General features: G+C 47.7%; 26 protein-coding genes. 23 read left to right on the forward strand and 3 right to left on the reverse strand.

Annotated elements, in window-relative coordinates; translation table 11 throughout:
- Positions 1 to 147: 147 nt before the first annotated feature.
- The 10 genes from N5P32_RS09005 to N5P32_RS09050 all read left to right on the forward strand — a co-directional run bounded on the left by N5P32_RS09005 (position 148) and on the right by N5P32_RS09050 (position 13019).
- Entirely contained in the window at positions 148 to 705 is a 558-nt protein-coding gene (locus N5P32_RS09005; RefSeq protein WP_265728756.1) for a hypothetical protein, read from the forward strand.
- Positions 706 to 731: 26 nt separating this feature from the next.
- Positions 732 to 1112 carry an FAD-dependent oxidoreductase gene (locus tag N5P32_RS09010; protein WP_265728757.1) on the forward strand — a complete coding sequence of 127 codons (381 nt, stop codon included), beginning with the start codon at positions 732 to 734 and terminating at the stop codon, positions 1110 to 1112.
- Positions 1084 to 1794 (forward strand): hypothetical protein, encoded by a 711-nt coding sequence (locus N5P32_RS09015; RefSeq protein ID WP_265728758.1) that lies wholly within the window; start codon positions 1084 to 1086, stop codon positions 1792 to 1794. The genes N5P32_RS09010 and N5P32_RS09015 overlap by 29 nt, the downstream gene beginning before the upstream one ends.
- The gene (locus N5P32_RS09020) at positions 1787 to 2968 is read left to right on the forward strand and encodes a type II and III secretion system protein (RefSeq protein ID WP_265728759.1); all 1182 of its coding nucleotides are present in this window, start codon (positions 1787 to 1789) and stop codon (positions 2966 to 2968) included. Before N5P32_RS09015 ends, N5P32_RS09020 begins: the two co-directional genes overlap by 8 nt.
- Positions 2969 to 3010: 42 nt before the next feature.
- Entirely contained in the window at positions 3011 to 3559 is a 549-nt protein-coding gene (locus N5P32_RS09025) for a shikimate kinase (RefSeq protein ID WP_265728760.1), read from the forward strand.
- The gene (aroB, locus tag N5P32_RS09030; RefSeq protein ID WP_265728761.1) at positions 3559 to 4671 is read left to right on the forward strand and encodes a 3-dehydroquinate synthase; all 1113 of its coding nucleotides are present in this window, start codon (positions 3559 to 3561) and stop codon (positions 4669 to 4671) included. The genes N5P32_RS09025 and aroB overlap by 1 nt, the downstream gene beginning before the upstream one ends.
- A gap of 27 nt (positions 4672 to 4698) precedes the next feature.
- The gene (locus tag N5P32_RS09035) at positions 4699 to 6237 is read left to right on the forward strand and encodes an SPOR domain-containing protein (RefSeq protein WP_265728762.1); all 1539 of its coding nucleotides are present in this window, start codon (positions 4699 to 4701) and stop codon (positions 6235 to 6237) included.
- 451 nt (positions 6238 to 6688) lie between these two features.
- Positions 6689 to 11140 (forward strand): glutamate synthase large subunit, encoded by a 4452-nt coding sequence (gltB, locus tag N5P32_RS09040; RefSeq protein WP_265728763.1) that lies wholly within the window; start codon positions 6689 to 6691, stop codon positions 11138 to 11140.
- Between the two features lie 128 nt (positions 11141 to 11268).
- Positions 11269 to 12690 carry an FAD-dependent oxidoreductase gene (locus tag N5P32_RS09045; RefSeq protein ID WP_265728764.1) on the forward strand — a complete coding sequence of 474 codons (1422 nt, stop codon included), beginning with the start codon at positions 11269 to 11271 and terminating at the stop codon, positions 12688 to 12690.
- 158 nt (positions 12691 to 12848) lie between these two features.
- Positions 12849 to 13019 carry a DUF6435 family protein gene (locus tag N5P32_RS09050; RefSeq protein WP_012071773.1) on the forward strand — a complete coding sequence of 57 codons (171 nt, stop codon included), beginning with the start codon at positions 12849 to 12851 and terminating at the stop codon, positions 13017 to 13019.
- A 49-nt stretch (positions 13020 to 13068) separates the two neighbouring features.
- On the opposite strand, the gene N5P32_RS09055 is transcribed toward N5P32_RS09050, so the two are convergent.
- Positions 13069 to 14655 (reverse strand): cation:proton antiporter family protein, encoded by a 1587-nt coding sequence (locus N5P32_RS09055; RefSeq protein WP_265728765.1) that lies wholly within the window; start codon positions 14653 to 14655, stop codon positions 13069 to 13071.
- Between the two features lie 151 nt (positions 14656 to 14806).
- Between N5P32_RS09055 and N5P32_RS09060 the strand changes: the two genes are divergently transcribed.
- The 11 genes from N5P32_RS09060 (at position 14807) to N5P32_RS09110 (ending at position 22718) form a co-directional block, all read left to right on the forward strand.
- Positions 14807 to 16051, forward strand: coding sequence for a multidrug effflux MFS transporter (locus tag N5P32_RS09060; RefSeq protein ID WP_265728766.1), 1245 nt, complete (start codon positions 14807 to 14809; stop codon positions 16049 to 16051).
- Between the two features lie 100 nt (positions 16052 to 16151).
- Positions 16152 to 17477: an MATE family efflux transporter gene (locus N5P32_RS09065; RefSeq protein WP_265728767.1), complete on the forward strand. Its 1326-nt coding sequence runs from the start codon at positions 16152 to 16154 to the stop codon at positions 17475 to 17477.
- Between the two features lie 91 nt (positions 17478 to 17568).
- The gene (locus N5P32_RS09070; protein WP_265728768.1) at positions 17569 to 18246 is read left to right on the forward strand and encodes an AraC family ligand binding domain-containing protein; all 678 of its coding nucleotides are present in this window, start codon (positions 17569 to 17571) and stop codon (positions 18244 to 18246) included.
- The gene (locus tag N5P32_RS09075; RefSeq protein WP_265728769.1) at positions 18243 to 18398 is read left to right on the forward strand and encodes a helix-turn-helix domain-containing protein; all 156 of its coding nucleotides are present in this window, start codon (positions 18243 to 18245) and stop codon (positions 18396 to 18398) included. The genes N5P32_RS09070 and N5P32_RS09075 overlap by 4 nt, the downstream gene beginning before the upstream one ends.
- Before the next feature lie 62 nt (positions 18399 to 18460).
- Complete coding sequence (locus N5P32_RS09080; protein WP_265728770.1) at positions 18461 to 19042, forward strand: LysE family translocator; 582 nt, start codon at positions 18461 to 18463, stop codon at positions 19040 to 19042.
- Positions 19043 to 19147: 105 nt separating this feature from the next.
- On the forward strand, positions 19148 to 20101 hold the full coding sequence (gene corA / locus N5P32_RS09085) for a magnesium/cobalt transporter CorA (protein WP_265728771.1): 954 nt from the start codon (positions 19148 to 19150) through the stop codon (positions 20099 to 20101).
- Between the two features lie 207 nt (positions 20102 to 20308).
- The gene (locus N5P32_RS09090) at positions 20309 to 20986 is read left to right on the forward strand and encodes a MotA/TolQ/ExbB proton channel family protein (RefSeq protein ID WP_265728772.1); all 678 of its coding nucleotides are present in this window, start codon (positions 20309 to 20311) and stop codon (positions 20984 to 20986) included.
- Entirely contained in the window at positions 20976 to 21398 is a 423-nt protein-coding gene (locus tag N5P32_RS09095; protein WP_265728773.1) for an ExbD/TolR family protein, read from the forward strand. Before N5P32_RS09090 ends, N5P32_RS09095 begins: the two co-directional genes overlap by 11 nt.
- Entirely contained in the window at positions 21395 to 21826 is a 432-nt protein-coding gene (locus N5P32_RS09100; protein ID WP_265728774.1) for an ExbD/TolR family protein, read from the forward strand. Before N5P32_RS09095 ends, N5P32_RS09100 begins: the two co-directional genes overlap by 4 nt.
- Positions 21823 to 22347, forward strand: a complete 525-nt coding sequence (locus N5P32_RS09105) for a hypothetical protein (protein WP_265728775.1) — start codon at positions 21823 to 21825, stop codon at positions 22345 to 22347. Before N5P32_RS09100 ends, N5P32_RS09105 begins: the two co-directional genes overlap by 4 nt.
- Before the next feature lie 110 nt (positions 22348 to 22457).
- Entirely contained in the window at positions 22458 to 22718 is a 261-nt protein-coding gene (locus N5P32_RS09110; protein WP_265728776.1) for an energy transducer TonB, read from the forward strand.
- A 59-nt stretch (positions 22719 to 22777) separates the two neighbouring features.
- Here the strand turns inward: N5P32_RS09110 and mltA are convergent, their stop codons facing one another.
- Positions 22778 to 23965 carry a murein transglycosylase A gene (gene mltA, locus N5P32_RS09115; protein WP_265728777.1) on the reverse strand — a complete coding sequence of 396 codons (1188 nt, stop codon included), beginning with the start codon at positions 23963 to 23965 and terminating at the stop codon, positions 22778 to 22780.
- A 150-nt stretch (positions 23966 to 24115) separates the two neighbouring features.
- Positions 24116 to 24694 (reverse strand): DNA-J related domain-containing protein, encoded by a 579-nt coding sequence (locus N5P32_RS09120; RefSeq protein ID WP_265728778.1) that lies wholly within the window; start codon positions 24692 to 24694, stop codon positions 24116 to 24118.
- Positions 24695 to 24807: 113 nt separating this feature from the next.
- Here N5P32_RS09120 and N5P32_RS09125 point away from each other — a divergent pair, with 113 nt between their 5' ends.
- Both N5P32_RS09125 and N5P32_RS09130 read left to right on the forward strand, forming a co-directional pair.
- Positions 24808 to 25485 (forward strand): zinc metallopeptidase, encoded by a 678-nt coding sequence (locus N5P32_RS09125; RefSeq protein WP_265728779.1) that lies wholly within the window; start codon positions 24808 to 24810, stop codon positions 25483 to 25485.
- Positions 25486 to 25644: 159 nt separating this feature from the next.
- The coding region (locus tag N5P32_RS09130) for a bifunctional 2',3'-cyclic-nucleotide 2'-phosphodiesterase/3'-nucleotidase (protein ID WP_265728780.1) at positions 25645 to 26929 on the forward strand (1285 nt) is incomplete at its 3' end.

Consider the following 26929-nt stretch of genomic DNA (forward strand, 5'->3'; position numbering starts at 1 on the left):
TGAATCTAATAAGTACTGAGTGAAAAAAGCCATTATACCTAAGATGATCAGAGAATAGGCGCTTAACTTTGCATCAAATCGTGTTATCTTGAGAAAAATTTGGCATGGACGTCAAATCAAAAAAGCTTACCCATTCAAGGATGAATAATGAGGCTCACTTCTGCCTATTCTGTGGCTGTGTACCACGCAGAATATTGTACGTTTTATGAATCGTCTACAGCGCCAGCTCTGGCGAGATTAGACCCATTCTTCTCGCAGGACATACGCCCTGACTCCCATCAATTGGCGTTAATTCAATCCACTATCGTCACTAGACGTAAAAACAAGCCGACTCGTCTCATCGTATTGGTTCCGGATGCATGGCTGTCGACATCGCAATGCCAGATCGATCATTTGGTGCCCGTTTCGTTGTTGCCACTGGCGGCGCTAAGCTACGCAGTAGAAACCACTTTCTTGCCACCAGAAACCTTGAGTTTTAGCTTTCAGCAACACTCTCTGCCTAATAAATTCGCGGAATTGGCGATCTTTGCCTGCTCCAATGAATGGCGTAAACAGCTTTGCGAACCCTTTAAACGGCCCTCACATCAGTGCCTTCTCATACCCTTCAGTCAGTGGAATTCTATGTCCGAGAGGTCGCGTTCTTGGTCTCAATGCCAAAAAAAGCCCTGGCTACTTATCAGCCGGATAAACCGCAGCGTCGAGTGAATCGTTTATTGTGGTGGAGTCTATTGATGGCGAGCGTGCTGATTAACGGAAGTGCCTCTGCGTATTTTCTGGCGCTACAGCAACAATCAGCACAGACGTTGATTGAACGTCAGCAAATCTTAAACCAGCAAACGACTTGGTCTTCGTCGCGTGTCGACCACCCATTTATTGAAACATTGTTGGCCATGGTTCAATCTCTGCCGCGCTCAGTTCGGATCGTGTCTATGACCCACGTTGATGCCAATGCAACACTCCTGATGACGTTACCGCAGCAGGTGTTAACGGACCTATTGAATCAGTGGCAAAGCCAAACGCCCACATGGCAATGGCGTATAGAATCAACCGTTGTTTCTGCTTCGAATCGAACGGAGGTGGTCGATGTTTCAATCCATGTTTTTGAGCCTTAAAAGGCGTCCTCTTCCGGCTCTACGCTACTCTACAGTGGCCTTGTTATCGCTGTTGCAGATATCACTTTGGTACCCGTGGTTATCTCAAGCGCATGATGACATTCGTCGTCAGACGAGGTTGAAAAATCAGGCGGTCAGCGAATGGCAAGCGATACAAAGGCAAGCCATTGCGTTGGAAAATGTTCGCTTTGGCGAGTACGCCTGGCTAGAACACCGAATTGTTGCACGTAAAGCGAATGTGGCGACGCAATGGAGAATCGAAGGGTCACAGACTTTGGTGCAATGGCGATCTTTATTGGAGGAGGTGCAGCGTCGGTTTTCGTTAAGTGTGTTAACGGTTTCTTGGGAACGAGAGAAAAACGCGCAGTGGCATGGCGTGTTGCGGTTCGCTATACAAGCCCCAAAGGCGAACCGAAGTTTCCACAACTGGCTGCCTACACGATTGGACGATACGCGTTTTATTCCAGCGGATTGGCTGCTGCTGTCGACCATGCGAACAGCGAAAAGCACTTCCGCATTGATTGAATACAAACATCGGCGGCACTGGGTACAAGCCGGCAGTTGGCTACCGGATGCTGGTTTGTCGGTTCGTTCTGTGGCGCTGGGTCAGGTGACATTGGTGGAAAAAGGCGGTGCGTTGCAAACGCTGTTGATTCGCGATTTCGGAGGTGTTGGTGAGTAAATTTATCAAAGCGAGCCTATTACTTTTGATGCTGATGATCGGGCGTTCTGTGAGTGCTATGGATGTGTATTTTGAGTCGCGCTCGTTGCAAGAAGTGCTGCCATGGTTGGCGTCACAAATGAACGAAAGCGTGATTATCAGCCCCGACATACAGGATGTGTTGACGTTATCGATCAAAAACGCGAGTTGGAAAGACGTGATGGAGGCCATTGCCCAGCAACCGCATTTGCGGCTCGAGTGGCAAGGTTCGGTGGCGGTACTGATGCCGAATCGAATAACCGATGAGGTGAGCGCAGACGCTCAAGAAGCGTTGTGCCAGCGTGCGTATTGGCTGCTAAAACATGCGAAAGCGGACATTGTGGGTGAGCACTTGCAAACCTTATACCCATCGCTTTCTCTTATTGTTGATAAACGAACAAACTCCATCGTCGCCTCGACGTGCGATTCGCTCGATGGGATTCTCGACACCTTGGCGTGGTTGGACGCCCCCCTTAGGCAGGTGGAAATCAGTGCACAAATCGCTCAAGTGAGTCGCACCGCACAATCTCAATTCGGCGTGAACTGGCAAACCTCATTGTCCGATGGTGTGCGTTCGTCCCTTGGTGGTGCGGTGGACTTGGGCGCATTAACGCCGTCGACCAGTGTGAGCTTTTCAAATTCGGGCGGTTCTGGGTTGCTGGCGCTCACGTTGGATATGATGGAAAGTGAAGGCTACGCAAACGTGGTGTCGAAACCAAAAATTGTCACGTCGGAAGGGCAGCCTGCACGCATTGAGTCTGGAACGGAGTTTCCTTATCAAACGGTCAATGATGACAAGGTGAGTATAGAGTTTCGTCAAGCTGCGCTGATGTTAGAGGTGACCCCCTTTGTAAAAGACGGCGAGCATATTTTATTGTCGTTAACGATCCATCAAGACTCTGTGGGAGACTTGATTAACGGCGTACCAAGTTTAAAAACCAACCGCTTAAAAACTCAGGTGGTGGTGAAAAACCAAGAAACGCTTGTTTTAGGGGGGATTTTTCGTGAAGAGCGCTTTGAATATGAGAGCAGGGTGCCCTTCTTGAGTGCGATACCATGGCTGGGGGAGCTGTTTAAAAGGCGATCAGAACAGCAAGAAAAGGTTGAATTACTTGTATTTATTACGCCAAAGCTGCTACAAATGTCAGTTAACTAGGCCGCAGTCTAAATCTGCATAATTCCGATGTAATTGAATACAATGATAAAAGCCCCCAATATTATTTTAGTAGGCCCGATGGGCGCAGGAAAAACGACAATAGGCCGTTTGATTTCACAATCGCTGGGCAAAGACTTTTATGATCTTGATAAAGTCATAGAAGACAATGCTGGCGCCGATATTCCTTGGATTTTTGAACGGGAAGGCGAAGATGGGTTTCGTAAACGCGAAACCCAAGCGTTAGCGTCCATTGCTCAGTCCGATACGGGCGATAGCGTCTTGGCAACGGGCGGAGGCATTGTGATGCGTGAAGAGAATCGAGAGATTCTTCGCGATAATGCGTTGGTGGTGTATTTGTACGCTTCCATTGCTCAGCAATTGTATCGCACGTCTAAAAGTACCCATCGCCCACTGTTACAAACTGGCGATCCTAAAGCAACGCTCAAGAAGCTGTTTGAAGTCCGCGATCCTCTTTATCGAGATGTGGCGACTTTGATCATAGAGACAGACGCTCGCCATCCACGCTCCGTCGCGAATAAAGTGCTTGATGCCATTAAACGTCATTTGAAAGAGGAGACCACTGTATCCTAATGCGTACATTAACCGTTGATCTAGGTGATCGCAGCTACCCGATTTATATTGGCAATGGTATTCGCCAGCAGAAAGCTCTGTTTGACGATGCCATTCGCGGCAAACAGGTCATGATTGTCACCAATGAAACCATTGCGCCTTTGTATCTAGATGCCATGGTGACCATGCTGTCAGCAGACTATAAAGTCGATACCTGTATTCTGCCAGATGGCGAAGTGTACAAAACTTTAGAGACCTACAGCATGATCATGACGTCATTGCTGGAAGCAAAACATAACCGCACCACGACGGTGATTGCTTTAGGTGGTGGTGTGGTAGGCGATATGGCAGGTTTTGCGGCGGCCACGTACCAGCGTGGAGTGCCATTCATTCAGGTGCCAACAACCTTATTGTCACAAGTGGATTCTTCTGTCGGTGGAAAAACGGGCGTTAACCATCCGCTTGGTAAGAATATGATCGGTGCGTTTTATCAACCGCAAGCGGTGATTATTGATACGGATACCTTGTCGAGCTTACCGCAGCGCGAGCTGTCAGCGGGCATGGCGGAAGTCATTAAATACGGTTTGATTTGCGATGTGCCGTTCTTTGATTGGTTAGAGCAAGAAATGCCTGTGTTAATGGCATTGGATAATGACAAAATCAGTGATGCGATTTACCGCTCTTGTTTGGCAAAAGCGACCGTGGTTGCTCAAGATGAAAGAGAAGGCGGTATCCGCGCTATTCTCAATCTGGGTCATACTTTCGGTCACGCTATCGAAACGCAAATGGGGTACGGTAATTGGTTACACGGTGAAGCGGTTGCCGCTGGTAGTGTGTTAGCAATGGACCTTTCTTGGCGCATGGGTAATGTTACAGATGGCGACTTTAGTCGTTCCGTGGCCTTGTTTCAGGCGGCGAACTTACCCGTATTGCCGCCTGCCGAAATGACACTTGACCACTTTACACAGCGCATGACATTGGACAAAAAAGTGTTGGATGGCAGTTTGCGCTTGGTATTATTGGGGGCATTGGGTGAGGCGATCGTCACATCCGATTTTCCCATGGAAGACTTCAATGCTTGCCTTTTGGACGCACTGGAAGCGAGCAAACAAGCGAGCCTTGCTGTTTCTTGATAGCCACTTATTGTTAAAAGGATCCTTATGGCAAAGCCAGACTTTCAGTTTGATTTAGAGGACGCGCTTAATCAGCCGCCAAAAGCAACGCTGAGGGACCCTTTTGGCTCGAAGGACGCATCCGTTTATTTTGCCTCTGAAGAGGGCAATCAACAATTGGCTTTGCTGGAGCATTTGAGTCGCTACAGCAATTTGTTGTCTGTCGTACAAGGGCCACAGGGCAGTGGCAAAAGTCGTTTCTTAATGGAGTTTGCCCGCCACCAAGATGACACCACCGTCGTCAGTCACGTCAAAGGCACTATGCTGATGACAGCAGGTCAATTGCTTCAAGCCATTTATGCGGGCTTTTCCAGTCATTTTACCCAACCTCCTAATGAAACTACGTTTGGGCCTTTGCTTAAGTTTTCCCATGACTTAGAGGAAAAAGGCCAAGCCGCGTTGGTGCTTATTGATAACGCCCAAGAACTGAATACCGATGCCGTCAGTATGTTGCTGGATATGATGTCATTAGCCACAGAAAGCCAAACCGTGCCTCATGTGGTGTTATTTAGTGAATATTCCTTGTCGAGAAATCTCGATGCGTATCAGCGCTCTCGCTATGAACAACTTAGCCACTCGTTTACGTTAGCACCTTATTCTTTGGAGCAAACCAAAGCGTATTTATTGCATCGAGTGCGTGCGGTGGGTGGCGGAATCAATTTGCCATTTAATGACAAACAAGTGAAACAAATCCATCAAGAGTCTGGTGGCTATCCTGGGCGAATCAATCAATCAGCACAAACGATGATGGGCAATGGCACTAAGCCTGCGAAATCGGGAATGCGTTTTAACCTCGCGATGGGGTTTCCATTGGCGCACATGGCGCTGCTGTCTGTGGTGATGCTGGGGATTTTGGTGGCGGTGTTGTTTTCAGATAAGCCTGAACCCCCTAACGCAACGACAGACAGAACTAGCAATGTGATTCCATTAAGCCCAAGGCAGGGGCAGTCTTCAGCGGAAACCATCGCTCGAATTGATGCAATGCAGCGTAAAATTGGCCAAGAAGGTGACATTATATTACCGCCAATTCCTGCTGGCACTTCTTTACCCGCTATCAGTACTTCGAGGGCGTTGCCAGTCAATACGCCATCCATGACGGCACCCGCCATATCGACGGCACCGATTCGCTCGGAAGCGCCTATCGCTGAGCCGGCTCCCATAGTGGAGACGCCAGAAGTCGAAGCGCCTAAAACGGAGCAAGCCAACTTAAAAGTCACCCAAGACCCATTTGATAAAACAGAGTGGTGGCTTTCTCAAAACCCTAACCGTTATACCTTGCAGCTTTTGGGCACGCATAATCGCGGGACGGTGCAGGACTTTATTCGTGACCAAGGTGGTGTGGAGGCGTTTGGTTACTTTAAGTCGAAGCATAATGGTAAAGACTGGTTCGTGGTGGTGTACGGAACGTATCGAAATCGCAGCGAAGCCATTGCCGCCGCTGAAACGCTTCCAAGAGACATTCGCGATTTGAACCCTTGGGCAAGAAGCGCCCGTGGCATTCAAGACGATATTAGAAAAGCGCAGTAGAATTCACTGCGCTTTTCTTTGCTGTATTTTCTATTAGAAGCATTTTTCTCTTACAAGCGGTGTATAAAATCTCACTAAAAGCGCTTTTCATGAGCCTTTTGTATGGGAAATCTCTAAATTTAGTAAAAATCACTGTAATTCCCTGAAAAACATGAATGAACAGTGGAATTTTCTGTTTGAAAAAACCCCAGCCATAGATAATTCTCTAAGTCCTCGTTAATTGCCGCTAAAACCCCTTTAAAAAACGCCAAAATAACATAAAACAGGCTTAGGCCAGTTTGAGTAGTCTGCATCGGCAGGGTAGTATGATCGTCCATTTCGATGGTATTTAGGGTAGATGATAGTCATTCTCGAAGCTGTATCTGAAACACTTCGCTTTTTAACCCTGCCATCTAATAGTCGAATTTATATCTGATTTTTATTATTACGTTTCAACTGTGGGAGTTGGTGTATGAATGCAGGCCTTTATCGTCCTGGCGAGTTCAAAGACAACTGTGGCTTTGGCTTAATTGCGCATATGGAAGGCAATACTAGCCACGAATTATTGAAAACCGCCATTGAATCTTTGACATGTATGACACACCGTGGCGGCATCGCCGCTGATGGCAAAACAGGTGACGGCTGTGGTCTTCTGATCCAAAAGCCAGATCTATTTTTACGTGGCGAAGCACACGCTTTATTTAATCACACCTTGTCTGACCTTTACGGTATCGGCATGGTGTTTCTGGATCAAGACGAAGCATTAGCGAGCGAACAGCGCAAGGTCTTAACAGAAAAACTTACCGCAGAAGGGTTGAACGTAGTGGGTTGGCGTGAAGTGCCGATCGACGCGTCTTGCTTGGGTATGATTGCGATGGATTGCTTGCCTCGCATCGAGCAAGTTTTTGTTGATAGCAACCGTATGGATGCTCGTACCTTCGCTACGCGTTTGTTTGTTGCTCGTCGCCAAACTGAAATCGCGTTAGCGCAATACGAAAATTTCTACATCTGTTCTTTGTCCGATAAAGTGTTGGCCTACAAAGGCTTGATGATGCCAGTGGATTTGCCTTTCTTTTATAAAGATTTGGGCAACGAAAAAATGCAAACCGCGATTTGTGTTTTCCACCAACGTTTCTCTACCAATACACTGCCTAAGTGGCCTTTGGCACAACCTTTCCGCATGTTGGCGCACAACGGTGAGATCAATACCATTGAAGGTAACCGTAATTGGGCATTGGCGCGCAGCAGTAAACTACGCACGCCGCTTATTCCTGAACTGCAAGATCTCCAGCCAATTGTTAACCTGACGGGTTCCGACTCTTCTTCCATGGATAACATGTTGGAAGTCTTGGTAACCGGAGGTGTGGATATTTTCCGTGCTGCGCGTTTGATCATTCCACCGGCGTGGCAAAACGTTGAAAACATGGACCCAGAGTTGCGTGCTTTCTACCAGTACAACTCGATGCACATGGACCCTTGGGACGGCCCAGCAGGCTTGGTAATGACCGATGGTCGTCATGCTATCTGTATGCTTGACCGTAACGGCTTGCGCCCTGCGCGTTGGGTAATTACTAAAAACGGCTTTATTACGTTGGCGTCGGAAGTGGGTACTTACGGCTACAAGCCAGAAGACGTTGTATCCAAAGGCCGTGTAGGTCCTGGTCAAATGCTGGTGATCGACACACAAAACGGCCAAGTGTTGCACACGGATGACATCGATAACCGTCTTAAATCCATGCACCCATACAAAAAATGGCTGAAGCAGGAAGCGATTCGTATCGAGTCTTTGTTAGAAGAATCGTCTCTGGAGTTCGAACCGTTCACCAAAGAAGAAATGCTGACTTATCAGAAGATGTTCCAAGTGTCTTTTGAAGAACGTGAGCAAATTTTCCGTCCATTGGCAGAAAGTGGTCATGAGGCGGTTGGCTCTATGGGTGATGATACACCGATGGCCGTTATGTCGAGTCAGACTCGCCCAGTGACAGATTATTTCCGTCAGAAATTTGCACAGGTTACCAACCCACCTATCGATCCGCTGCGCGAATCTGTGGTGATGTCGTTGGAAACCTGCATTGGTGTTGAGCGTAACTTATTTGAAGAAACGCCAAAGCATGCAAACCGTATTATCTTGTCGTCTCCTGTGTTATCGGCACGTAAATACAGCCGTTTGTTGGCTCTGGATGACCACCGTTTCCGTTTGATCCGATTGAATACGAACTACAACCCTGCTGATGTATCGCTTGAGCAAGCGATTAAAGACCTGCAGTTAAAAGCAGAAGAAGTAGTTCGTAATGGTGCGGTGATTGTGGTTCTAACGGACCGAGACATTGAAAAGGGCCATTTGCCGATTCCTGCCCCAATGGCCGTTGGTGCGGTACACCATCATTTGTCTAAACAAGGCTTACGTTGTGATTCCAACATCATTGCAGACACGGGCTTTGCTCGTGATCCTCATCAATTTGCCGTGTTGTTAGGCTTTGGTGCGACGGCGGTGTACCCATATCTTTCTTATCGTTTAATCAACGACATGATCGATCGAGGCGAAGTGTTGGGCGACCCAATTTCGTGCCACGTGAAATACCGTAAAGGCATTAACAAGGGCTTGATGAAGATCATTTCCAAAATGGGGATTTCAACCATCGCGTCTTACCGTGGTGCGCAATTGTTTGAAGCCGTTGGTTTGGATACGAAAGTGGTTGATCTGTGTTTCAAAGGCGTGCCAAGTCGCATTAAAGGCGCACGTTTTGAAGATTTCCAACAGGATCAGCAAAGTATTGCGAACAACGCGTGGAAATTGCGTAAACCAATCCAGCAAGGCGGCTATTTAAAATACGTTCACGAAGCGGAGTACCACGCGTTTAACCCAGATGTGGTTCGTAATTTGCAGACGGCAGTGGGCAGCGGGCGCTTTGAGGATTTCACCAAATACACCGAGCTTGTGAATAACCGCCCAGCGTCTATGTTGCGTGATTTGTTTACTTTGTCTGATAAAGCCAAAGCGATTGCATTGGACAAAGTGGAATCGGTCGAGGAAATTTTGCCTCGTTTCGACTCTGCAGGCATGTCTTTGGGGGCTTTGTCTCCAGAAGCTCACGAAGCGCTAGCGCAAGCGATGAATGAACTAGGTTGTCGTTCTAACTCGGGCGAGGGTGGTGAAGATCCAGCTCGTCATGGTACAGAGCGTCGTTCTAAGATTAAGCAAATTGCTTCTGGCCGCTTTGGTGTGACGCCAGAATATTTGGTCAACGCAGAAGTGCTACAAATTAAAGTGGCACAAGGTGCGAAACCCGGTGAAGGTGGTCAGTTACCTGGCGGTAAGGTAAACGGTTTAATTGCTCGTCTACGTTACGCGGTTCCGGGTGTGACCTTGATTTCACCGCCACCGCATCATGATATTTATTCGATCGAAGATTTGGCGCAGTTGATTTTCGATTTGAAACAAGTGAACCCAGACGCCTTGGTGTCGGTGAAACTGGTTTCTGAACCGGGTGTTGGCACGATTGCCGCTGGTGTCGCGAAAGCGTACGCGGATTTGATCACCATTTCTGGTTATGACGGTGGTACAGCGGCGTCGCCAATCACCTCGATTCGCCATGCGGGTTCACCTTGGGAATTAGGCTTGGCTGAAGCGCAACAAGCGCTTCGTTCTAACGACCTTCGTGGCAAAATTCGCCTACAAACAGATGGCGGTTTAAAAACCGGTCTAGATGTAGTGAAAGCAGCGATTTTGGGTGCGGAAAGTTTCGGTTTTGGTACCACACCAATGGTCGCCATGGGGTGTAAGTTCTTGCGTATTTGTCATTTGAACAACTGTGCAACGGGGGTTGCTACTCAGGATCAAATGCTGCGCGATGAGCATTTCATCGGTACGGTTGAAATGATCAAAAATTTCTTCCGCTTTATGGCTGAAGACACGCGCCAGTGGCTAGCGAAATTGGGCGTGGCTCGTTTACAAGACTTGATCGGTCGTACCGACTTGTTGACTATTTTGGCCGGTGAAACGGACAAACAGCGTAACTTGGATTTGTCTCCGATCCTGAAAAACGATGCGATCCCAGCAGACAAAGCGCAATACTGTGAAACACCGTTTAACCCACCACACGATAAAGGCCTATTGGCGATTAAAATGTGGGACACGGTAAAAGACGTTGTGGAAGAAAAAGAAGGCGGCGAGTTTGCTTTTGACGTCACCAACTGTGACCGTTCTATCGGTGCGCGTTTGTCAGGTGAGATTGCAAAGCGTTATGGCAACCAAGGCATGTCTGATACGCCGCTTACATTGAAACTGACCGGTACAGCGGGTCAGAGTTTCGGCGTCTGGAACGCGGGTGGTTTGAACATGTACCTAGAAGGCGATGCCAACGATTACGTGGGCAAAGGTATGACCGGCGGTAAGCTGGTGATTCGCCCACCAAAAGGCTCGATCTTCAAGTCACAGAACTCTGCCATTATTGGTAACACCTGTTTGTACGGTGCAACGGGCGGTAAATTGTTTGCGGCAGGTACAGCGGGTGAGCGTTTTGCCGTGCGTAACTCCGGTACGCACACCGTTATCGAAGGCGCAGGCGATCACTGCTGTGAATACATGACGGGTGGTATGGTTACTGTGCTTGGTAATACAGGTTACAACTTTGGTGCGGGTATGACAGGCGGTTTCGCTTACGTACTCGATTTGGACCGTACTTTCGTGGATAAGTACAACCACGAATTGGTGGAAATTCACCGTATCGGTACGGAATTGACGGAAGAATATCGTTCACACCTTCGCTCTGTGATCGAAGAATACGTCCGAGAAACTGACAGCGAATGGGGCCAAGAGATCTTAGAAAACTTCTATGACTACATTGGCAAGTTCTGGTTAGTCAAACCAAAAGCCGCCAGCTTAGGCGCGCTATTGGCAAACACTCGTCAACGTCCGGAATAAAACACGCTGTTATGGCGCTTGGTCAGGTGGCCTCAAGAATGCACCTTACCAAGCGCGGTACACGAATCAGTCTGACCCATTTGAGAGAAGCGCTGCTTGTTCGCAAGCAGCCAAGGAGATAGCAGCTTATGTCTGAGCGCTTGAACAACGTATTTCAATTCGTCGAAGTAGATCGTAAAGATCCGAAGAAAAAGCCTTTAATTACACGTAAGGCGCAATTCGTCGAAATTTATAAACCTTTTGAAGAAGCCAACGCGAAAGATCAGTCTCACCGTTGCTTAGAGTGCGGCAACCCATACTGTGAATGGAAGTGTCCTGTACATAACTACATTCCAAATTGGCTGAAGCTGGTCAGTGAAGGCAGCATTTTAGAAGCGGCCGAGTTGAGCCATCAAACCAACTCCTTGCCAGAAGTCTGTGGTCGAGTTTGTCCACAAGATCGTCTTTGTGAAGGCGCTTGTACACTTGGCGAAGGTGGTTTTGGTGCGGTGACAATCGGTTCTGTTGAAAAATACATCACAGACACCGCGTTTGCTTTGGGCTGGCGTCCAGATATGTCCAACGTTGTACCGGTTAATAAAACCGTGGCGATCGTTGGTGCAGGTCCTGCCGGTCTTGCTTGTGCCGACATCTTGGTGCGTAACGGCATCAAACCAGTCGTATTTGATAAGTACCCAGAAATCGGCGGCTTGCTGACGTTTGGTATTCCAGAATTCAAACTGGAAAAAAGCGTTATGACACGCCGTCGTGAAATTTTTGAAGAAATGGGCGTTGAGTTTGTACTTGGAACGTCTGTTGGTGACGATGTGCCATTTGAGCATGTATTGGAAGAGTACGATGCCGTGTTCCTTGGCATGGGTACTTACAAATACATGAAAGGCGGTTTCCCAGGTGAAGATTTACCAGGTGTTCACGATGCTTTGGATTACCTGATTTCTAACGTTAATCATTGCCTAGACTTCGAAGAAGACGAAGCGGACTACGTGAACCTAAAAGGCAAGCAAGTCGTTGTCTTGGGTGGTGGTGATACGGCGATGGACTGTAACCGTACAGCGATTCGTCAAGGCGCGAAAAGCGTAACGTGTGCATACCGTCGAGACCAAGAAAACATGCCAGGCTCTCGTAAAGAAGTGCAGAATGCCAAAGAAGAGGGCGTACAGTTCCTTTTCAATCGTCAACCAGTGGAAATCATTGGTGATGGTAAAGTAGAAGGCATCAAGGTGGTCGAAACACAAATGGGTGAGCCAGACGAAAACGGTCGCCGCACAGCGGAGATTGTGGAAGGCAGTGAGCAAATCATTCCTGCTGATACGGTATTGATCGCCTTTGGTTTCCAAGCAAGCCCTGCGCCTTGGTTCGAGAAATTCGGCATCGAGACTGATGCTCGTGGTCGTGTTATCGCGCCGAAGAAAGGTAAATTCATGTTCCAGACTACCAACGAGAAGATCTTTGCTGGTGGCGACATGGTGCGTGGTTCTGACTTAGTGGTAACAGCTATTGATGAAGGTCGTAAGGCAGCGGAAGGGATTATGGATTTCCTAGACGTGTAAACGCGACGGCTTCGCTCGCGACCTTGTTGAGTTTTAAGTCAAAGCGCCAATCAGAGCAATCTGATTGGCGCTTTTGTTTTGGTGACTGGGTATGGAAAACGATCTAAATCTCAGTCCCGGCCGTATCAACTCTATCCACTCACAATAACAGGCTAATTATGTTTTCTTTTCTTAAATCCGACCCGATCAAAAAACTCGACAAAGAATATGGCGAATTATTGGAAAAAGCCATGCAAGCCCAACGTGGCGGTGATATTCGCTTGTATTCAGAATTGACGGAAAAAGCGGAAGCGGTGAAAGCCAAAATAGACGAAGCTCGGTCGGCATAAATTGGTTCAAAAACGCGGCGCTAGGAACACGGCACCGCGTTTTTAATGACTAAGACGGCATAGCGTTTTCCATTGGCCGAATCAGCCCTAAACTCTCTTCAGCGAAGCCTGTACCTGCTTCTGTATAGAAGTTGAAGACGTTGTCTATGCCGCTATTGATGAGGATTTCCCTTTCATCTTGATAACGCGCAATGGCAGCGATTTGACCTGTGTAATTGGCTTTACGCAGCTGTATGGCGACATTAGTAGTATCTTCTGCCGCTGGCAAAGCCAACAAAACCAGTTCGATTCTGGAGGTGTCTAAGCGTTCCCATAGGTCGGCATCTTCACCGTCGCCGTAAAAGACGTTTTCTTGGTCGGCTTGCATTTGGTTAATACGGTTTCGATCTGCGTCCATACCCGCCACCGTGTCGCCCACGAAACCTTTCAATGACTCAAACGCCCCGCGTCCAACTCGACCCAATCCGACCACCAAAATATCGCTGTTGACCGGTTGCACGAAACGATCTTCCGGAAGGCAATCAGCGCTTTCAAAACGGCGAATCACGTCTTTGTTTTTACGGTACATGCGATGCACATTGCGATACAGCACGCTGGTAATAACAAAAGAGAACGACACGGCGAGAGCCAAAACAACCAGCCATTCTTTTTCTAACCAGCCATTAGCCACGCTCAGCGCCACGACGATAAGACCGAATTCACTGTAGTTGGACAGAATCATAGAGGATAAAAACGACGTTCGTCCACGAAGTTTCATTTTGGTTAACAGCACGAAGAACAGTGCGAATTTGGCCAAAATCACAAGGGTGACGATCAAACTGATGCCGATCATGCTGAGCGTGGGCAATGCAGTGAAACCGATGGATAAGAAAAAGCCAATTAAGAACAAGTCTTTAAAGTTCATCAACGACTTATTCATTTCGGCGGCTTTAGAGTGGGACGCCAATAAAATACCAAAGATCAGTGCGCCTAAATCCCCCTTTACGCCGACAAGATAAAACAGCTCATAACCGCCAATCGCAAGGAAAAGACCTGTTAATGGCAGCATTTCACCGTGTCCGGCTTTGTCCACGACTTTATTGATGATGGGGCGAATGAGCAATAAACCAAACAATCCGAGTGCCCAAATAGATGGCACTTTACCCGTTGCCGCAACAAGGAAAATCACTGCGACGATATCTTGCATGACCAGTATGCCGAGCGATAGTTGGCCGTGGCGTGTTTTAAGTTCACTGCTTTCTTCGAGCAATTTCATCACACAAACCGTGCTGGAAAAACTCAGCGCGAAGCCAAGTAAGGCCGCGGTTTTGAAATCCAACACACCAAAATAAGGCAGGCTTAATGTGCCTAGAACAAGGGCAATACCCGCAAAAACGAGCGTGCTTATTCCCATGTGGCTTAACGTTGACGCCCAGACTTCACGTTTCAGTAAGTCTTTTACATGCAGTTTCAAACCGATGCTGAACAGCATCAGGGTGATACCAATATTGGCCAGTGAATCCAGCGTACTGCTTGGCTCTAAGCCAGCGTAATTTAATAAAAAGCCCGCTAATAAAAATCCGATCAGCGGCGGCAAGTTAATAAGCTTCACGGCCAGTCCGCAGGCAAATGCGAACAGTATCCAAATAAATTCCATATAATCCTTCTGTTTGGCTGGGTAAGGTAACAAGGGGAAGAATCATCATACGAAATTTATGCGCTCTTCGCAGTAGCTTTTAATTGATTGCCTGATACTGAAAAAAGGCGAGTAGACTATTGATCCATTTGACTCAATGTTAAGGAAAAGGATGTCTCTGTCAGACACTCGATCACCTTCCCATACTTCTGTAAAACCATTGCCTGAAAGGGAACTGGTGGCGTTGTTTGCTTTGATGATGTCGCTGACGGCGTTGAGTATGGACGCCATGTTGCCAGCGTTTCCATTTATTGCTGAGTCGTTGGCCATTGTGGATTACCAGAAAACCCAGTGGATTGTGTCTGCGATGATTCTGGGGATGGTGTTTGGTGAGATTTTCTTTGGCCCTTTGTCGGATGCCATCGGTCGCAAGAAAAGTATTTTGTTTGGTATTGTCGTTTACATAGTCGGTTCTGTGGTGGCGTTGATGGCGTCGTCGATCGAGATGTTTTTGCTGGGGCGTATGATCCAAGGGTTTGGTGTGGCAGGGCCGAAAATTGCGTCCCGTGCCTTGATTCGTGATATGTACAAAGGCGCGGCGATGGCGAGGATCATGTCGTTTGTGATGATGGTGTTTATCTTGGTGCCTTTGTTGGCCCCTTCGGTGGGGCAGCTGGTGTTGCAAGTGGCTGATTGGCGCTGGATTTTTGGCTTGTTGATGATGCAAGCCACCATTGCTGGCGTTTGGTTGTTGTTGCGTCAGCCTGAAACGCTGGCCAAAGAAAACCGTATTCCGTTGAACCGAAAGCGCTTAATGGCCGATGTGCGAATCATTTTAGCGCGTCGTGATGTCATGGCGTTTACGGTGCTGTTGGGGTGTATTTTTGCTGGCTTGATGCTGCACATCAGTACTGCGCAATCGCTTTTTCAGGATGTGTATCAAACGGGTGATCGCTTCCCGTTGTTCTTTGCCATGCTCGCTATTGGCTCTTCGATTATTAACTTCTCCAATGGAAAAATTGTCCTGCGGGTGGGTATGTTGCGCTGTGTGATTGGCGCATTGGCGGTATTGTTAAGCTCGTCTTTTTTACTGTTGTTAGCCACGTGGTATTTTGACGGTGTGCCGCCTTTTGTGCTGTTTATGGGCTTGGGCATGGTGATGTTTTCTTGCTTCGGTATGGTGTTTGGTAACGTTAACGCCATGGCGATGGAGCCGTTAGGTAACATGGCGGGCTTGGGTGCGTCTTTGATCTCTTCGTTGTCGAGTTTTTTGGCGATTATTTTGTCGACTTTGGTAGGGCAGTTTTATCATTTTACGGTTACACCATTGGCGAGTGGTTTTGTGATTTTTTCTATCGTGGCTTTGCTGATGCTGAAATATGGACATCAATACAGTCTGCGTCAGACCGACGAATAAGGCTTTTTATCGCATCCTGTATTTGGCGGTAGTGAGTGTCATCCAGCCTTCAACAAAATAGGGTAGAATGGGCGTTCAGTTTTTTAGCATGAGCGTCTGTATGCCCTCTCAAATATCTCAGTCTGATTCGTTAGCAAAACAGCTTTTTTCCATGACATGGCCAATGATGTTTGGCATTTTGTCGTTGATGAGTTTTCAGCTGGTGGACAGTGCGTTTATTGGTCAGTTGGGTATTTTGCCCTTGGCGGCGCAGGGGTTTACCTTGCCGATTCAGATGATTGTGATTGGTCTGCAAGTCGGCTTAGGAATTGCCACAACGGCGATTATTTCCCGAGCCTTGGGCGCTGAAAATAGACGTTACGCCAAGCAATTAGGTGGACTGATTTTGGTTATGGGCAGTGTTGGTATTGCCTTTTTTAGTCTCGTCATTTGGTTTTGCCGTCATCCCATCTTAGCGTTATTAAGCGCGCCAGAGTCGGTTTACCCTGTTATCGATGCTTATTGGCCTCATTGGTTGCTCAGCGCTTGGGTTGGCGCGCTGATCTATTTTTATTACAGCATTTGCCGTTCCAATGGCAACACTATGCTGCCCGGCATTATGATGATAGTGACCAGTGTGCTGAACTTGGTGTTGGATCCTATTTTTATTTTTACGTTTGATTTGGGGTTGAACGGTGCCGCCATGGCGACGACCGTGGCGTTTGGTTTGGGTGTGTTGATTGTTGCGCCGCAAGTGGCTCGCAAACACTGGGTGACGTTCGATTGGCAAGACCTGCATATTGGTAAAAGTTTGGCATCGATTGGTCATATTATGGGACCCGCGATGATCAGTCAGTTGTTGCCGCCTGTGTCTTCTGTCTTGGCAACAAAATTGATTGCGGGTTTTGGAACGGCGGCGGTGGCGTCTTGGGCGCTGGGTTCGCGTTTTGAGTTTTTCTCAATTGTGGCGGTGTTGGCGCTGACGATGTCTATGCCGCCTATGGTGGGGCGTTTGTTAGGCGCGAAAAAAACCGATGATATTCGTCAGGTTGTGTCCATTGCGTGTCGCTTTATTTTGGCTTTTCAGCTGTTGGTGGCGATCGCTACTTTGCTGGCATCCGGCCCACTTTCTCGCCTTATGACCAGCGAAATGGAGGTGTCTGACATCTTGCAGTGGCATTTGTTGTTGGTGCCGGTGAGCCTCGGGGCGTTGGGAATTTGCATGCTGATGGTGTCTGTGTCCAATGCTTTGGGTAAGTCTTACACCGCGCTGACGATTTCAGCATTACGCCTGTTTGCTTTCTTTCTGCCTTGTTTGTGGATTGGTTCTGAACTGGCTGGATTAACGGGCATTTTTATGGGTGTTTTTGTTGGCAATGTGCTGGCTGGTTGGTGTGCTTGGCGCATGTATTTACGCGCATTGGCCAAGGTGGAAGCCAATCTATAAACCTAGTAAAGAGGATACTTCCGCAATATCGTCCAATCTTTTTGATTGATCATCAGCTAACCTATTGTTATTGGGTTAGAGGTAGAAGGGTATGATGTCGACAGAAAACCGTTTTCAATTTGCCAAGAGTGCGATCCTGGATGAGGTGATGCTGCTGGAAGCGTCGATGAACGACTTTTCCTACGGCACTCATGCGCATGAGGAGTTTCTTTTTGGTGTGACATTGTCGGGTCGACAAGACTTTTTTGCCTTGGGCGAGCATCATAAAAGCCACGCGAATCATGTCATTGTGTTCAACCCTGAAGACGCGCACGACGGTCATTCCGGTGTGGCCGATCCGTTGCATTACAAAATGCTTTATGTGCACCCAGATCAACTGATGCCAATGCTGCAAAGTGCGGGTATTCGCCACGCGGATCACTTTCGTGTTGATCAAGTCGTACAGCAAGACGCCGTATTGCAGACGCATATTTTACGGCTTGCGGCGTTGATCGAAAGTAACAGCACATCGGCGTTGGAATATTCGTCGGCGTTGTTTGAATTTGCCGAATACCTTGCTGGCCAAAAAGGGGTTCACATTGAATCCAATGTCCGTAAGAAAGACCCTGTCTTTGAGCTTGTGCGTGACTATTTGCATGCTCATGTCAGTGAAGAGGTGTCGCTCGATGCGCTCAGCCAAGTGGCGCATCTGTCGAAATACCACTTATTGCGTTGTTTTCGTGATTATTTCGGGATGACCCTCATCAATATTGGCAAAACTATCGAATGAACCGTGCCAAGGAAGCGCTTGAGCTGGGCATGACGCCCGCGGATGCCGCATTCACCTTCGGCTTTACCGATTTAAGCTATTTTAATCGTCGCTTTAAACCGATGTTTGGGCTGACGCCTTACCAGTTTAGACGCCATTTACAGCGTACTTAGTCACTAACTATTCCCATTCTTCTGTTTTTAAACATGATCAAATTGTCTTTTGAGGGTTCTCTATGCTTGAAATATTCATTTACGCCTTTGGTGTCATGTACAGCCCTGGGCCGGCAAACATGCTGGCGTTATTGGCGGGTGTAAACGGGCAAGGCTGGCGCGCTTTTTTGTATTGCACGGGGGTTGGCGTGGCCATGTTGATCTTGTTTTTACTGATCGGGTATGTGGGCGGGGACATTATTCCCGAAGAATATCAGTCTGCGATTGCCTTGATCGGTGGGCTTTATATTGCGTATTTGGGGGTGAAAATCTTTCAAGCCAGTTTCCAGCAGACCTCAATTCATGCCCAAAACACCACGGTGAGTTTCAGAACCGGGCTGATTCTGCAGCTTTGTAATCCAAAATCCTTGGTGGCGATTGTGCCCATTGTGACGGTGCAATTTCCTCGAATACCGGTAGAAGGCACGCAAATCGCAGTCTGGTCGTTGGTGCTGTCGATGATGGCGTGTGGCGCGCCAAGCGTGTATTTGTTGGCCGGTTCTCGATTGAAAAAAGCCGCGATGAATCCGGTCGTCATGGTGTGGGTGAATCGAGTCATGGCGTTGTTGTTATTCTATGTGGCATATCGGTTTATTGTTTTCTAGTATGGCTTTAAGACCAGACGTGTTTAATGGATTTGATTTGTCACAGACGTGAGACATAACCTAGGTATAATGGCCACAAGATGCTGATTATATCGAGGGTGTAGCATGTTAAGATTTTTCAAAATCACAAATGGATTGATTAAAGAGATTAAAAAAGAGGACGAGAATTTTGCCACGCTTCAAAAAGAAGCGAATTGGATTGATGCGGCTGAACCGGATGACGAAGAGCGCTTGCAACTAAAGGCGTTATTACGCACTGACCTTCCTGAGTCTGACGACGTAGAAGAGATTGAAGCATCGGCTCGCTGTTTTGTCGACCAAGCTGGTATTCATGTTCACTCTTTGTTCTTGAACCAAACGGAAGGCCGACACAAGACGTCAACGGTTGCTTGTATCTTGCAGCAAGATCGACTAATTACCATTCGAGAAACAGAGCTGGCGGATTTTAGGTTGTTGCGAATGCGCGCTCGCCGAGGTCACATCCTTGTTGATTCCCCTGCGCATTTGTTGGTGACCTTGCTGGAGAACAAAGTAGAGAACCACGCGGACACACTGGAAGATTCTCATCGCCAGTTGGAAGACGTCAGTCATTTGGTGCTAGAGGATGATGAAACAGAGCTGGACACGATCATTGAAAAGTTGGCGCGTCTAGAAGACAGTAACGGCAAAATTCGTCTGTGTTTGATGGACACGCAACGCAATATTTCCTTCTTGTTACGTCACTTGCCTAACCGACAAGATTACTCGGAAACGTTACGCGAAGTAATGCGTGATGTGGAAACTCTGATGTCACATACGACATTCTTGTTCGATAAAATCAACTTTTTGATGGACTCAACACAGGGATTTATCAACATTGAACAGAACAAAATCATCAAGATTTTCTCCATCGCGTCTGTGGTATTTTTACCGCCTACTTTGGTTGCCAGTATTTACGGGATGAATTTCAAACTCATGCCAGAGTTGGGTTTTGACTTTGGTTATCCTGCCGCGTTAGGGCTTATGGTGTTTTCTGCGTTTGCGCCTTACTGGTATTTCAAACACCGCGGTTGGCTATAACGCCTCTTATTCATTTCCTTATTTCTACCAACGATCACAATGAATTCATTGTGATCGTCCTATCTTATTGTTAATTATAGTTTTTATCCTTTTTTTCATGGTTTTTCGCTTATTTTACTCCTTACTGCGCTCCAATTAATTATTGTAAATAGTGTTGAGAATGACTACCATTTATATATTGTTTTTCTAAAATCATTGGAGTGTGTCGTGGAAAATTCAGTACAGCAGAAAATAGTCGACTTTTTGCAGGTCGGTGGGCCTGTCGTGTGGATATTGATGGTGTTTTCTGTCGTCGCACTCACCATCGTTCTATTAAAGCTATGGCAGCTGTCTTCGTTGCGTGCGGAAAGCCTAAAGACAGCCAACTTGGCTTTAGAAGAGTGGCGCAAAAACGGCGGGGAACGCGCCCTTGAGCCGCTTAATGAAAAACGTCCCATTGATGCGCTTGTGGGTTATACCATGCGAGCTTTGTTGGCGACCAATACGAGAGCGGATTTGATCCGTGAAGAAGTAGAACGCCGTGCGATGAATCAATTAAACCAACTTCGCTCTTATCTTCGCCCGTTAGAAATCATTGCCACGTTGAGCCCTTTACTGGGTTTGCTCGGTACGGTATTGGGCATGATCACAGCGTTTCAACAAATGGAAGGCGCGGGCAACCAAGTGGATCCATCCGTATTATCGGGCGGGATTTGGCAAGCGTTGCTTACCACCGCAGTCGGTTTGGCCGTGGCGATCCCAGTGGTGACATTACAAAGCTGGTTGGAGCGCAAAGTGGAGCGCATCGCACACAATATGAACGATGCGGTTACGCAAGTGTTCACCAGCAAAGAAGCAAAGCATTTGGTTGAGCAGGCCGCAAAAGAGATGTTGCATGCCGCTTAACCTATCCCAGCCAAAGCGTAAAAACGCGATCAGCTTAACGCCATTGATTGATGTGGTGTTTATCTTGTTGCTGTTCTTCATGCTGACGTCGACCTTTGTGCCGTGGCGCCTTGTGGACACGCCTTTGTCAGTTGCAGCGGATCAGCAGAAGCCGCTTGAAGAAAAAGCCAATCTTATTCTGACGCTAAAACACAACGACGATCAGGTTTGGGTCAATGATCAAGTCATTCGTTTTTCCGATCAAAGCCGCTTTCACGCCTTGATCGAAGAACATAACGAAGGTGTATTTATCATTCAGGCCGACGCAGGGGTAACGCTGCAAACCTTGATGCACCTGGCGGATCGTTTGAAGCTAAATGGCGCCAAAACAGTATCTATTGCGAATGCGTTTGCTATGCCGGAGACGAAATGAAAATAGGCGCAAAATACGCCGCGAGAAACACCAGCAGTGATGACAACATGGTGCCACTGATCAACGTGGTATTTTTGATGTTGGTGTTTTTTATGGTCGCAGGACAGATTCAAAAAGCCGACCCTATTGCGGTGATTCCACCTCAGTCTGTGAATGACAATCGAGCCGAAACAGACCCGAATATTGAAATCGTATTAGGCGCGGATAACAGCCTTTATGTCGACGATGTCTTGTTCGTAATGGATGACGTTCAGGCTTATTTAGAAAAACAGTTTGCTGCAACAGTCGATAAAGACACTTTTTGGGTACAAATTAAAGCCGACGGTGCGATTTCTTTGGAAAAGCTACGTCCAGTGTTTAATCAAGTGCGCCTGGCAGGACTGACGAAAGTGAGTTTGGCAACACAGTTAGAGCGAGGGAACGAATGATTTCCACGCGTCATTGGATTATCGCGGGTGGTTTGGCGGTATCGGTACACGCTGGTGCTTTCTACGCGGCATTTTATGCGCCAACGGCAGGCAGTCAATCTGCAGGCTCTCAAGGCATTGAGTTTGATTTGGGAATGGTGGGCGATCTCGGTGCATCCGTACAAACAACGGTTGCCCAGGAAGAGGTCAAAGAAGTTGAAGAAGCCATAGAAGACCCCGTAGAAGACGTTCAAGAGGTCGTTGAGCCCGACGTGGTAGAAGAGCCTATTGTCGAACCGGAGCCAGAGCCTGAACCTATTGTTGAACCTGAGCCCGTGATGGAACCGGAAATCGTGAAGGAGCCAGAGCCCGTCGAGGTAAAGCAAGTTTCTCCGATAGAGGTAAAGAAACCTGAGCCAAAACCAGAACCAAAGCCTGAGCCAAAACCAAAGCCCGAGCCGAAGCCAAAACCAAAGCCCGAGCCGAAACCAAAACCGAAAAAGTTGAGGCTGTCGTCGCAAAAACAACGCCCAAACAGGTAGCACCACCGTCAGCCGCGAACCAAAAAGCCACAACCGGTAGCTCAAATGCCGCAACAAGTGGTGGCAACCCAGGCGCTAAAGCAAACTACTTTACGCAACTTAAATCGGTATTGGCGCACAATAAACGTTACCCAAGAGCGTCGCGCCGCCGTAACGAAGAAGGTGTTGTCTCTCTGTCGTTTGTGGCGCATGCGGATGGTTCAGTGTCTGATGTGAGCATCACTAAGAGTTCTGGCTACAAACGTCTGGATAACGCGGTGTTAGACATGATCAAACGCTCGGTACCCTTGCCAGTCTTTACCAAAGGCATGGTAGAAAGCGAGTTGAGGATAAATCTGCCCGTATCGTTTAAGTTAAGCGATTACCGCTAGTCCACACGATAACGCAAAAAATCGGCGCCATATCTCATCGTAGACATGGCGCTTTTTTGTTATTGGGCAATTAAGATCTGTGGGGCGGGGGTCTTTGGCAGTAACAACCACACTTTACCAAAGTGTTTTAATTGCCCTGCATGGAAGTGCGCTTCTTCCCCAATGCCTTGATACCAATCTATGTGTCCAGGGCCTTTTATTGCGCCGCCTTTGTCTTGCGCCAACAACAGGCGAAATTCATGACCAATCAAATTCCCATAGGGGTCGAGCTTGGGTACCTGAGCCAATAAAATAGAGCCAAGCGGAATCACGCTAGGATCAACCGCCGCCGAATATAACGGTGTTAATGGAACGTTCGCTGCACCTACAGGGTTTTCTGGCCCTTCACTAAAGAACAAATAGCTGGGGTTGGTGGATAGGATTTCACGGTTTCGATCTGGATGATCGCTTAGCCATTGGCGGATGCTTTGCGCGGAAATATGGGCGCGGTCGATCTCGCCTCGCTCAATCAACTCTTTCCCTAAGCTGCGATAAGCATGACCATTGACGCCACCCCACGATAACAGCTTGCGTTCGCCATTCTCGTATTCCACCACGCCAGAACCTTGCACATGCAAGAAAAAGTTGTCGACCAAACTGGATGTGTAAGCAATTTCCAAGCCTTGTCCAGCTAAGGCGCTTTCAAAATCAATTTCCTCTCGTGAGGGAAATTTTCCTTCGGCATTGCGCTGGGTTGGCTTGCGGTAAAGAGGGTAGCGATAGACGTCATCGGGGGTATGGCGAACAGGCAGAATAGGCACGTAGTAGCCCGTTATTTGTACGTTGCCGCGTTGGTCTTGTCCTGCCAATTGATGTGCGATTAACTGTGGTTGTTGGGCTGGATTGTGTAGCCAATCGTTGATTTCGGAGGCGACCCGTTTCAGATCCGCGACGCTGGTTTGGGTGTTTTCCAGCAGGTAGGGTTTGTCTTGCAGGCGGTTTAGATAGGCGATTTGCTGCTCTAATCCAGCTTGAAAGCTGGCATCCGGTAAAGGCAGCCCAGGCGGCAGGCTTTCTTTTAAATATAAGGTATCGCGTTTGAGTGCCGTGGTGTCTCGACCGTTGTTGGCAAAATCGTTCGAGCTGTCTATTTCCGTTAAGCTGCAACTGGTCAACAAGGCAAAAGACACCAGACAGAGAGGGCGCAGCAAGTAACGGGCGGGTGTTTTTGAGGGTGAAAAATACGTTAAAAAAGAAGAAAAAGTCATAAGCCCCAGTTCTATAAAATGAATCGATAAAGTAGGCATTGCGGTATTTTGACCACAAGCGCAGAGCGAGGTTCATCTTGAGTTTTTATAGTGGTGAAAGCAATGCTTGGAATGGAGCTTTACACTCTTCAGCTCGTTGTTTTATGCCATTTAAAACATGAGAAATTCATAGGCTTGTCGTAACCCAATAAACACATCTTGGTCGCCGCCACGGTCTGGGTGATGCTGCTGGGCGAGTTTTCGATATTGTTGTTTGATCACTAACTTTGTGGGATTACGGCTGTCTATTTGTAGGGTCTTGAGCGCCGAGTCACGGTTGCCCGGCAGGCTGATACCTTTGTAAAAACTGTCGAGCAAGCGAGAGACTTCGTCTGCATCGGTTTTTTCGTATTCTTCCCAGTCGAGATAATAAGCCGCCAGTTTTGCGTCGACACTGTCGCTGACATGGGTTCCGGATGCGGTCTGAATTTGCGCTGCGCTGAGAAGATTGATCCGCAGCGCGCTGATGTCTAGCATTAGGCTTTCTTCTTGCCAAAGACTGCGCTGTAATTGGTATAACGCATTCATGATCAGAAAGTGTTGGCGAAAAAGTTGTAGATTGACGTCGTCGGCCAGCTGACTGAACTCGGGCAATTGGTCTTTTAGCGCTTTGAGAATATCGAATTCACTGATGCCATTTGGATTGTTTTTCAGAATCGCGAGAATCGGGCCGACTAAAGGATTTTTCATATCTGTCTCGTCTGCTTAGGCATTTATTGATTACAGTGTATGTTACGAACCTGAAAAGGGTCAAAGTTGCGACGGGTATTTTTTAATAACGGGATAGTGTCAAAGACAAAGTTATGTTGTGGATCATTGGAATTGTGTTGGTTGTTTTGTTGATCGTTGGACCCAGTGCGTGGGTAAAATTCACCTTGAAGCGCTATGCGGCCGATCGTCCAGATTTACCCGGAACGGGTGGCGAACTGGCAACACATTTAGTAAAGCGTTTCGAATTGAGCGAGGTAAAAATCGAAGCGACACAAGAAGGCCGTGACCACTTTGATTATGGCCAACATGTTGTGCGGCTTAGCCCAAGTGTGCTGAATGGACGATCTTTAACCGCGGTTGCGGTTGCAGCGCATGAAGTTGGGCACGCCATAGCCCATGAAAAAAAAGAAAAAATTGCGCGACTTAGCACACGTTATTTGCCTTTGGCACATGGGCTTCGCCGCGTGACGGCAGGCTTATTATTGGGGTGGCCACTGATCTCGGTGATGTTGCACTTGCCTTACGCCGTACCTTTGCATGCGCTCGTGGTTGGCTTATCGGGTTTACTCGCTGTGTTGGTACAAGTGGTTATCTTGCCCGAAGAGTGGGACGCCAGTTTTAACAAAGCGCTCCCCCTTTTGAGAGAAGGCCACTATATCCCACAGGAAGACCTACCTAAAGTGAAGAAAATCCTCACCGCCTGCGCCATGACTTACGTCGCCGCCGCGTTAATCAAAGTACTCCTCGTGTGGCGTTGGTTTAAGCGGTAGCGCTTTGTCTTTCCACATGACTCGCATACACAAAGCCTTCTCTAAATTTGTCACAAAAAAGGCATGAACTTCGCATAAAATCGTCTTACTATCAAAAGCTGACTTTTTGGTTAGTATTTTAATATAACAAGATGATCCAATTGAGCGGAGTAAAAGAAAATGACGTTTTTTGTTCCTAAGGGCGCGACGATGTTCGCCTCTTCTTTGCTGTTTGCGGCGATGGCGCAGGCTTCTACCATTGACTTGCGAGTCATGGAAACCACGGATATTCACATGAATCTGGTGGATTACGATTACTACGGCGATAAACAAAGCGATGCGGTGGGTTTGTCTCGTGTGGCAACCTTGATTAAAGCGGCCCGTGCCGAGGTGACGAACTCTGTCTTGGTGGATAACGGTGATTTATTACAGGGCACGCCGTTGGGCGATTATGTAGCGAAAGGTCGCGTGTTGCGCTTTGGTGAGACGCATCCTGCGTTTAAAGCGATGAACTTGTTGGATTACGATGTGGGTAATATCGGTAACCACGAATTTAACTATGGCTTAGACTTTTTGATGAAAAGCTTAAGCGGCGCGAATTTCCCATACATTAACTCGAATGTCTATGTGGACGATGGCGACAACGATGCGTCTAACGATCAGCCTTATTTCCAGCCTTATATTATTAAAGACAAAACCTTCGTTGATTCTGACGGCAAAGAACAAACGGTCAAAGTAGGTTACATTGGCTTTGTGCCACCACAAATTATGACGTGGGATAAAGACAATTTAACCCATAAAGTCATCGCCAAAGACATTATCGAAACCGCCAACAAATACATTCCTGAAATGAAAGCCAAAGGCGCGGATGTGATTATCGCGATTCCGCACAGTGGCATGATGAATTCGCCTTATATGAAAGGCGAAGAAAACGCCTCTTATCATCTTGCGAAAGTCGATGGCATTGATGCGATTTTGTTTGGTCACTCGCATCGAATATTTCCAGGCGATAAAGCCTTAGACGTCTTTGACGGTGTGGATGGCGAAAAAGGTACGGTACTTGGTAAGCCTGCGACCATGCCCGGCTTTTGGGGTTCTCACCTTGGGGTGATTGATTTAAAACTTGAGCCAGCTGGCAATGGTTGGAAAGTGGCGGATGGCAAAGCTGAAGTGCGTGCTATTTCTCGTCGTGAAGGCCGAACCACGATACCTTTGGTGGAAGCGGATACGAATATTAATAAAGCGGTAGAAACTGAGCACGAAGGTACGTTGGCGTACATGCGTCGCAAAGTCGGTGAATCGACAGCTGATATCAATAGTTTCTTTGCGTTGGTGCAAGATGATCCATCTATTCAGATCGTCAACAATGCGCAGATTTGGTATGTGGAAAATATTGTTCGCGGTACGTCCTATGAAGGCTTGCCTATTTTATCTGCGGCAGCGCCGTTTAAGGCTGGTGGTCGCG

Source organism: Marinomonas pontica, from assembly GCF_026191375.1.
Lineage (GTDB): Bacteria > Pseudomonadota > Gammaproteobacteria > Pseudomonadales > Marinomonadaceae > Marinomonas > Marinomonas pontica.